Source organism: Clostridium sp. AF32-7AC (assembly GCF_003477925.1).
In the GTDB taxonomy this organism is placed as follows: Bacteria; Bacillota; Clostridia; order Lachnospirales; family Lachnospiraceae; genus Otoolea; species Otoolea fessa.
In genome coordinates this window covers 38,238-46,725 of the sequence record NZ_QUEG01000013.1, presented here as the reverse complement: position 1 = coordinate 46,725, position 8,488 = coordinate 38,238, and the positions used below count along the sequence as shown (strand labels likewise).

The window sequence follows — 8,488 nt, the reverse complement described above, 5'->3', positions numbered from 1 at the left end:
TTCAAGGCTTAACCAAAAGCCTTTGTTCTTAGAATTTTCAGGGTTTTACATACTGTTCAGTTTTCAAGGTTCTTTGTTGTTGTCTCATTGACAGCTCATTTATATTACCACAATCAGTTATCTTTGTCAACAACTTTTTTATTTTATTTTTCGCAACTGAGCTTTCGCTCAACAGCTTGAATATCATATCATAGGCAGTTGTCGTTGTCAACTATTTTTTCTTAATTTTCAAAACATTTTCGCAAATAAGAAAACCTGTGATATTCGATTTTCCCTGCATATGCAGACTAACGTCAAAACACGTTAGAGTTAAAGTCTACCATTTCAGCATTAACTTGTCAAGGGATTTTCACTTGTTTTTTTCGCCTTGTTTTTTCGCTGATATATTCCATACAGAATCATTGCGCATCCTCGCGGAGCATTTATCTCAGTCGGAGGCCCAACTCCCACTGAGACAAATTTGCTATTACTCGCCACCTAAAAAGGTGGGAGTCTTCTCGACTGAAATAAAAAATTTGGCACACCCAACTCATCACTAAGCAGCGAGAATGCGGTGTGCCGTTTTTCAATATCACAGTTTTTCTCTATAAGCTTTTAAATAATCCGTTTCACAACACCCATCAGGATGCTTCCAAGCATATTGTGGTCATACAGCCAGGTCAGCCAGATATTGCTTTCTATCTGGTTCAGGAAAAGTTCACCAATCGCCGTTGCCGAGAACAGTGTAATAAGCAGTGCTGCAATCCAGACGAAAAAGATCCCTTCCGCACCCCCCAGCACGGCACCTGCCAGACGGTTCAGCCCCGATATGATCGGCAGCCGGGAGACCACATTGAGCGATACGGACAGAACACGCAGTCCGCCGAACACGGCTGCAAACAGCAGAAAAAAACTTATAATATTGATCAGGCTGTTTGCCAGATAACGGCTGACGTAGTGGGTAAAGCTGCTTACACCCAGCGCCTCGTAAACTTCGCTGTTATTATTCTCCAGAAGCGCATCCTTTAACTGTTCCGGAAGCTCCATTTCTTCAATAATACTGCGCTGTACGGATGGCGGCGCCGCGTCAGCTGCCTCATTTTCCGCCTCATCGTCCTTTTGGATAAATTTCGTCACGCTGTCCTCCACCGCCTGATAGACCACCTCATTGCTGCGAAGCAGATTCGCGACAGACGGCGCACCAAAATGAACCACCCCCAGCGACAGCACCAGGGAAACGGCCGAGACTGCCAGGCGGACAAATCCGCGGTAATGCCCGTACAGTACCATGGAAACCAGATAGACTGCCACCACCACGAACAGCCAGTTTTCTTTTATATAAGCACCCATTGTCTGATCGCCTCCGCTACGCCCTCTTCCCGGTTCGAAGCGGCAATCCGGTCTGCGCGTTCCTTTAAAAATGGGGCGCCATTTTCCATCGCCACGCCGATTCCTGCTGCCTCCAGCATGGGCCAGTCGTTTTCGCCGTCTCCAAATGCCATCGTCTCCTCCGCTTCAATTCCCAGATACTGACAGAGATTCCGCAGCCCGCTCCCCTTTGTGATGCCCGCCGCGTTGAGTTCCAGATTCCACGGAAGCGAAGAGGTCACCAGAACCTCCGGCATCGCTTCCAGCTTTTCCCGGACTGCCTGCTTGCTCTCCCGGTCCTTAAAATTTAAATTCATCTTCTGCACCGGGCATTTTTTCTCCCGCAGATACTCCACCATGTCAGTAACTGCCCGGCGCGTCGCCCGGATATAGGCGCATTCACGTTCCGGTATCCCGTATTCTTCCAGCTGTGCCAGCAATCGCATCTCGCTGACGCCGCCCTCCGATACATACATATCGTAAATAACCGGATGCCGGCGCAGCACCTCAATCACCCGGATCGTCTCTTCCCAGCTCAGGCAGCTTTCCGACACCCAGGTATTTTTCCCGAAATCCCGGACGACCGCCCCATTTGTAAATATGCCATAGTGGACGCCCGGCAAGCTCAAAACCTCCTCTGGCACTGCCGGGAGCGCGCGCCCGGTCGCCGGAACAATCTCAATCCCCCGCTGCGCGCACAGTTCCATCATCTGTCTTGTTTTTTCCGACACGTGCATTTTTTCATTTAACAGTGTCCCATCTAAATCGAGGGCTATTAACCGTGTTCCCATCTTTCTCTCCCGTATCTCTTTTTACTGTCCACTACCAGAAAACGCTGCCGGGAAGCATTCCCCCGCAGCGCTCTCTTTTACTTAGTTTTAATTTTAAAATTTCTCGAATTATTTTAATTAATCAAAGAAATGCTTCTCTTTCAGAATCAGAAGTCCATCCTTATCATATTTCGATGAGAACAGTCCGCTGAAGGATTTCTTCTCCGCCTTATCTGCAGCTTCCTCGATCAAATCTTCGGCACTTGTCTTGCTAAGCGGTTCTCCGTCCTCCTCCATCATCTCAGCGCGCTCGTACAGAGCCAGCATGCTCTTTCCCGAAATACTGCAGTCGATCTCCGATGCATATTTGCAGGCATACTGAACGAACTCCTCAACATCCATATCGCCGGACTTTTTGGACGGTTTCTCTTCCGGCTCATCCTCTGGATAATTGGAATACTCGTCGTCCTCGCGTTCGTCTTTATAGCTGTCTTTGTAATCGTCCTTATAATCATCACGATAGCCGCCACGCGCATAATCATCCTCCGGCTCATACTCGTCCTTCTCGTAGTGATCTTCTTCGTCTTCATACTCCGGCTCGTCATCGCGTCTTGCCTCTTCCTGACGGCGCAGTTCTTCTCTCTGCCGCTCTGCCAGACGGCGATCTTCCTCCGCTTTACGCGCTTCTTCTGCCTCTTTGGCTGCCAGCGCCTGTGCTTCTGCCTTGGCGCGCTCTTCTTCCTCACGGCGGGCTGCTGCTTCCTGCTGTCTGCGTTTTTCCTCTGCCTCTTTTTCTGCCTGACGGCGGATCTCCGCTTCACGCTCTGCCTGGCGTTTTCTGGCTGCTTCTGCTTCCTGCTGCGCCTGCTGGCGTTTCAGCTCTTCCTCGCGCGCCTGTGCCAGCTTCGCTGCATCGTCTTTCTGGTTTTCACAGCCGATATACTGGAAACGCACTGCTAATGCCGGATATGCGCGGTGCATCTGCTCTAAACGTGCCTGCGTATCAATCAGAACAACGACCATGCCGGTTTCATCCTGTGTCATCAGTTCTTCCAGCTCTTCCACCGTCAAATCGTCCAGATCAGCTGCATGCTCGACCACCAGATCCTTGCCTGCCAGGCGCTCCGCCACCGATGCGATGCCGCGATGGGAAAGGTTTGCACCGCTGATCTTGGCAACCGGATGCTTGGTTCCCAGCTCGCGGTGAATCTTTTTCAGAGAATCAAGTGCCATCGCAAGACCGGCTGCCGGATCTTCCGCCTCGATCATCAGATGATTTGATTCCTTGATCTCCTCTTCTTCCTCTTCCGGTTCGAAATCCCAGTCTTCCACTATGGTTTCTTCTTCCTCTTCAAATTCATGAATCGGAGCTTCCTCGCTCTTTTCCTCTGCCTCTGCCGGTTCCAGGTCGCGGAGATTCCTGAAAACACGTGTCTCCCCTTCGGATGCGCCCTCTTCCTCATCGTAAGGCTTGATCTTGGACACTTCTTTTGCCAGCGCTTCTTCCGCCTGTGCTTCATGAAGGCTTGCTACTACATCCTCGTCCAGCGCAGCCTTTTCTACTTTCTCGTCCGCCGGTTTTGTCTCGGCTTTCGGTTTTCCAGCCTTCTCTTCTGGCTCTGCCTGCTCTGGCTGTCCCTCCGGCTCATTCTCCGATTCGTCGTCCAGCTCTGCCTCCGGCTCATCCGTATCCAGATACTCTCCTTCCGGCTCCGGCTTGCGGTATGTACCGTTCTTGTACTCTTCTTCCACCGCACGCAGCTTCTCTTCGTACTTCTCGCGGTTTTCTACCAGATCCATCTGATATTTCGTCAGCGGCGCATACTGAAGTTTCAGTTCCATTGCCTTGTCCACATATTTGCCAAGACCGAACATCAGCATGATCTTGTCGCAGATCCGCACACAGTCGTCCGCCTGGTTCGCCTGATGATAAAGCTCTGCCAGGTGGTACAGCCATTTCTCATCCAGCTCTTCCTGACAATATCTCTCCAGAGAATTGATCTGCTGCTCTAACGGCGCATCCTTCGCCTCCAGAATCAGGAAACGAAGCAGGTACTGGCGCGGGTCATCGCCGGACAGCTCACAGAACTCCCGGTAATATGCCTCTGCCTCCTGAATATTATTTTCACGCAATGCAAGGTCAGTCAGCTTATATAAAAGCCCCTTTCCAAGCGGCGCTCTCTCATATGCCAGCAATAAAATATCCTTGGCATCCTGATACTCTGCATTTTTCTCATAAATCTGGGAAATCATCGTAAGCAGGCTGGTGCTGCGTACACGACGCCAGTCGATGGTATCGGCGATCTTCATCGCCGTCTCGAAATCTCCCTTGTTGACCAGTTTCTTAATCTGCTCTACCTTGATGTTAAACTCGTATTTATCCATCTTATGCATCTCCTAACTTCCTGCCGCGGCAGAAGTTTTATTGTTACTGTTCACGCATACGTGCCCAGTAACGTTTTATTTGCTCACCGGCTACAGCTCTGTACGCCCATCCAGCGCGCGCAGAAGCGTTACCTCATCAATATATTCCAAGTCGCCCCCAACCGGAACGCCGCTGGCGATTCGCGTCACCCGGATCCCTGTCGGCTTAATCAGCTTGCTCAAATACATCGCGGTCGTCTCGCCCTCCAGGCTTGAGTTGGTTGCGATAATGACCTCACGAACCTCCTCTTTCTGCAGGCGAGTCATCAGCTCCTTGAGCCGGATGTCGCCCGGCCCGATCCCCAGCATCGGGGAGATCGCCCCATGCAGCACATGATAGACCCCGTTGTATTTTCCTGTCTTTTCATATGCCGCCAGATCGCGCGTATTTTCCACCACCATGATCGTCTCATGATCTCGCCGGTCGCTGCTGCAGATCGGGCACAGTTCCTTATCAGTCAATGTGCAGCACTCCTTGCAGTAACGCACATTCTGCTTGGCTTCCAGAATCGCGCCGGACAAGTGCCTGACCTGTTCTTCCGGCATATTGATGATATGAAATGCAAGACGCTGCGCCGATTTACTTCCGATTCCGGGAAGTTTTGACAATTCTTCGATTAGCTTGCTAATCTGACTGCTGTAATAATCCATCGCTTAAAACGGGAATCCGCCTCCCAGACCGCCAAGGCCACCGGTCAACTGGGACATCATCTGGCTGCTGTCCTCTTCCGCCTGACGGAATGCCTCGTTGGTCGCCGCCACGATCAGATCCTCTAACATCTCGATATCATCCGGATCCACTACTTCCTCAGACAGTTTCACGGAAAGAACCTCTTTTTTACCAGATACGGTCACGGTTACAGCGCCGCCGCCCGCGGATGCGCTGTACTGCTTCTCCTCCAGCTCTTTCTGCTTCTCTTCCATCTGGCGCTGCATTCTCTGCGCCTGCTTCATTAAATTGTTCATATTGCCCGGCATACCGCCTGGGAAACCGCCACGTTTTGCCATGGTGTCATTCCTCTCTTTCACTTCTTTTTATTTATATTCAGACTGGCTGCCGATTGCAGCCGGTTCTATATATCATATAAACCCACTAATATCATTTATCTGTATTTAATCACAGCTTCTTGCATTACAAAACAAGGCTCATCTTTGGCAAGCTCCACTACACGGAATCATCCTCTTCGACAATCACATCGGTATGGATTGCGTTCTTTAAATCCTCATCACTGACATAAACCGTTCTTTGCGGCACAGCAGATGATTCTAAACGGACTTTAAATTGCAGAGTCTTTTTGTATTTTTCTTGCACTACTTCCTGCAAATTCTTAAGCTCAGGCTCCCGATTGATAATTCCAAACGTATTTTCATCTGTACACACAATGCAAAGGCAGCCTTCGCCCGCCGGTTCTACACTTGTCTTGGGAAGACTGAGTCTAATCGAACCCACAAGCTGGCTCAGGGACGCAATCCGTCCCCATTCTTTCCGCATCAGCATCAGATCCTCGTACTGTGCCGGCGGAAGGGATACCGTCTTCGGCTCAGGCGGCGTTTCCACCACAGCCGTTTTGGAGGATGCCGCCTGCCCCGCTGCCGGTGCAAGGGACGCCAGTTTCTGTAGATTGTCCGGCATTTCCTGCATTTTCTGCTCTAATAGCGTAATCCGCTGTAAAATGGAATCAAGATTCTGTTCCATCGACGGCGTCGTCAGCTTGATAAAGGCAATCTCCACCAGAATCCGCTTCTGCGACGCGTAGCGCAGCTGCCCGGAAAGCTCCGAGAAAATACGGATGTAACGCATCAGCGTTTCCGCATCAACACCTGCCGCCTCTTCCTTTAAAACTGCCAGATTTTCCTCCGACATATCTAGCATATCGCCCGGTTCGTCGGTCGTCTTGGCAATCAGGAGATTTCGCATATACCAGACGAAATCGTTGACAAGCTGCGAAAGATCGCGCCCCTGGATGATCATTTCCTCAATCTCACGGATGCACGCCTTCGTATCACTTGCAAGCACCGCCTGAAACAGCTTGCTGAACACGCGGTTATCGACCGCGCCCAACACCTCGAGCACATTGTCATACGTCAGCTTTTCCCCGAAATGGAACGCCACGCACTGATCGAGAAGACTTAACGCATCTCGCATCGAGCCATCCGCCGCACGTGCCACATACCTAAGTGCCCGGTCATCTACATCGATCTGCTCCGCCTGCGTCAGCTCCGCCAGTCGTCCCGCAATGGTATCGATCGAGATCCGCTTGAAATCATATCTCTGGCACCGGGACAGGATCGTGATCGGGATCTTGTGGACCTCCGTCGTCGCCAAGATAAATATAACGTAGGACGGCGGTTCTTCCAGCGTCTTTAAGAGCGCATTGAACGCGCCGATCGAAAGCATATGAACCTCGTCAATGATGTAGACGCGGTAGCGCCCATCCGTCGGCGGGTACTGCACCTGCTCCCGGATATCGCGGATATTTTCCACACCATTGTTGGATGCCGCATCGATCTCCACCACATTGAGGGAAGCTCCTTCCGCAATCTGGCGGCACATACTGCACTCGCCGCAGGGGCTGCCGTCCACCGGATGTTCACAGTTGACTGCCCGTGCAAAGATCTTGGCAATACTCGTCTTACCGGTTCCGCGCGTCCCGCAGAAGAGGTACGCGTGCCCGATCCGCCCGGAGTTGATCTGATTTTTCAGGGTCTTTACGATATGGTCCTGACCCCGGACCTCTTCAAAGGACGTCGGACGCCATTTTCTGTACAGTGCTGTATATGACATAAACTACTACTTCCTTACTATTCGTCGCCGAAGCTGATGCCTACATCCTTAGCTTCCCGGATAATATCGCTCTTCGGATCGACCATCTTTAATTTACCGGCAATGTCCGCGAGCGGAATTTTTTCAATCTTATTGTTGTTTAAAGCGACCATATAGCCGTATTCTTTGCGGTGGATCATCTCTGCTGCCTCCGCGCCGAGGCGCGTCGCAATCACGCGGTCATACGGACATGGCTCGCCTCCGCGCTGCATATGCCCCGGAACCGTCACACGGATCTCCTGCCCCGTCCGCTCGGAAATCTGGGCGCCCAGCTCGTAAGCGACCGACGGATAAACCGGTCCATTTTTCTTCTTGTCTTTTAATTCTTTCTTGGTCAGGGCTGCATTTTCCTTGGAAATCGCGCCCTCTGCGACCGCCAGAATCGTGAAATTCTTGCCATTTTTAGTACGGCTGCGGATCGCATTTACCACCACATCAATATCATACGGGATCTCCGGCAGGAGAATGATGTCAGCTCCGCCCGCGATGCCTGCATAGAGCGCCAGCCATCCCACCTTGTGGCCCATGATCTCCACGATGAAGACTCTGCCATGAGACGCCGCCGTCGTATGAATACAGTCGATGGCATTGGTCGCCACATCAACCGCACTATGGAATCCAAACGTAAGATCGCTGCCCCAGAGATCGTTGTCTATGGTCTTCGGAAGAGAAACGATATTGAGTCCTTCCTCCCGCAGCAGATTTGCCGTCTTCTGGCTGCCGTTGCCGCCTAAAATGACGAGGCATTCCAGTTTCAGCTTGTAATAGGTGTGTTTCATCGCTTCCACTTTATCCAGACCGTTCTCGTCCGGCGTCCGCATCAGCTTGAAAGGCTGTCTGGAAGTTCCCAGAATCGTACCTCCGCGTGTCAGAATCCCGGAAAAATCCGACTGTTTCATAATCCGGTAGTCTGCATACATAAGACCTTTATAGCCGTCTTCAAATCCAACTATCTCTATGTCATCGAACATCTTGTACAGCGATTTTGCCACGCCTCGCATCGTCGCATTTAAGCTCTGGCAGTCGCCGCCGCTGGTTAACATACCGATTCTTCTCATGAGCGCTTTCCCTTTCTTCATAACCGTCCAGTACCTTCACAGTTACCCTTATTCTAAGTTTCCAA

The 8,488-nt window shown here is 51.2% G+C and carries 7 protein-coding genes; all 7 read right to left on the bottom strand.

Translation table 11 applies throughout. The annotated features are described in order from the left end of the window. Positions 1–594: 594 nt before the first annotated feature. On the bottom strand, positions 595–1,329 hold the full coding sequence (locus DWZ45_RS13740; RefSeq protein WP_107001682.1) for a CvpA family protein: 735 nt from the start codon (positions 1,327–1,329) through the stop codon (positions 595–597). Next, positions 1,314–2,138 (bottom strand): HAD family hydrolase, encoded by an 825-nt coding sequence (locus DWZ45_RS13735; protein WP_118469450.1) that lies wholly within the window; start codon positions 2,136–2,138, stop codon positions 1,314–1,316. Before DWZ45_RS13735 ends, DWZ45_RS13740 begins: the two co-directional genes overlap by 16 nt. Positions 2,139–2,255: 117 nt before the next feature. Beyond that, positions 2,256–4,502, bottom strand: coding sequence for a hypothetical protein (locus DWZ45_RS13730; RefSeq protein WP_118469449.1), 2,247 nt, complete (start codon positions 4,500–4,502; stop codon positions 2,256–2,258). Positions 4,503–4,592: 90 nt separating this feature from the next. Beyond that, positions 4,593–5,192 carry a recombination mediator RecR gene (recR, locus tag DWZ45_RS13725; protein WP_022359051.1) on the bottom strand — a complete coding sequence of 200 codons (600 nt, stop codon included), beginning with the start codon at positions 5,190–5,192 and terminating at the stop codon, positions 4,593–4,595. Positions 5,193–5,195: 3 nt separating this feature from the next. Next, positions 5,196–5,549 (bottom strand): YbaB/EbfC family nucleoid-associated protein, encoded by a 354-nt coding sequence (locus DWZ45_RS13720; protein WP_022359050.1) that lies wholly within the window; start codon positions 5,547–5,549, stop codon positions 5,196–5,198. Positions 5,550–5,706: 157 nt separating this feature from the next. After that, a complete protein-coding gene (dnaX, locus tag DWZ45_RS13715) occupies positions 5,707–7,326 on the bottom strand; it encodes a DNA polymerase III subunit gamma/tau (protein WP_118469448.1) in 1,620 nt (539 codons plus the stop codon). Between the two features lie 17 nt (positions 7,327–7,343). Further along, positions 7,344–8,423 (bottom strand): ATP-dependent 6-phosphofructokinase, encoded by a 1,080-nt coding sequence (locus tag DWZ45_RS13710; protein WP_118469454.1) that lies wholly within the window; start codon positions 8,421–8,423, stop codon positions 7,344–7,346. Positions 8,424–8,488: the final 65 nt, after the last annotated feature.

Coding starts and splice junctions, on each gene's coding strand:
- DWZ45_RS13740 (WP_107001682.1), bottom strand. CDS start 1,329: ATGGGTGCTTATATAAAAGAAAACTGGCTGTTCGTGGTGGTGGCAGTC.
- DWZ45_RS13735 (WP_118469450.1), bottom strand. CDS start 2,138: ATGGGAACACGGTTAATAGCCCTCGATTTAGATGGGACACTGTTAAAT.
- DWZ45_RS13730 (WP_118469449.1), bottom strand. CDS start 4,502: ATGGATAAATACGAGTTTAACATCAAGGTAGAGCAGATTAAGAAACTG.
- recR (WP_022359051.1), bottom strand. CDS start 5,192: ATGGATTATTACAGCAGTCAGATTAGCAAGCTAATCGAAGAATTGTCA.
- DWZ45_RS13720 (WP_022359050.1), bottom strand. CDS start 5,549: ATGGCAAAACGTGGCGGTTTCCCAGGCGGTATGCCGGGCAATATGAAC.
- dnaX (WP_118469448.1), bottom strand. CDS start 7,326: ATGTCATATACAGCACTGTACAGAAAATGGCGTCCGACGTCCTTTGAA.
- DWZ45_RS13710 (WP_118469454.1), bottom strand. CDS start 8,423: ATGAGAAGAATCGGTATGTTAACCAGCGGCGGCGACTGCCAGAGCTTA.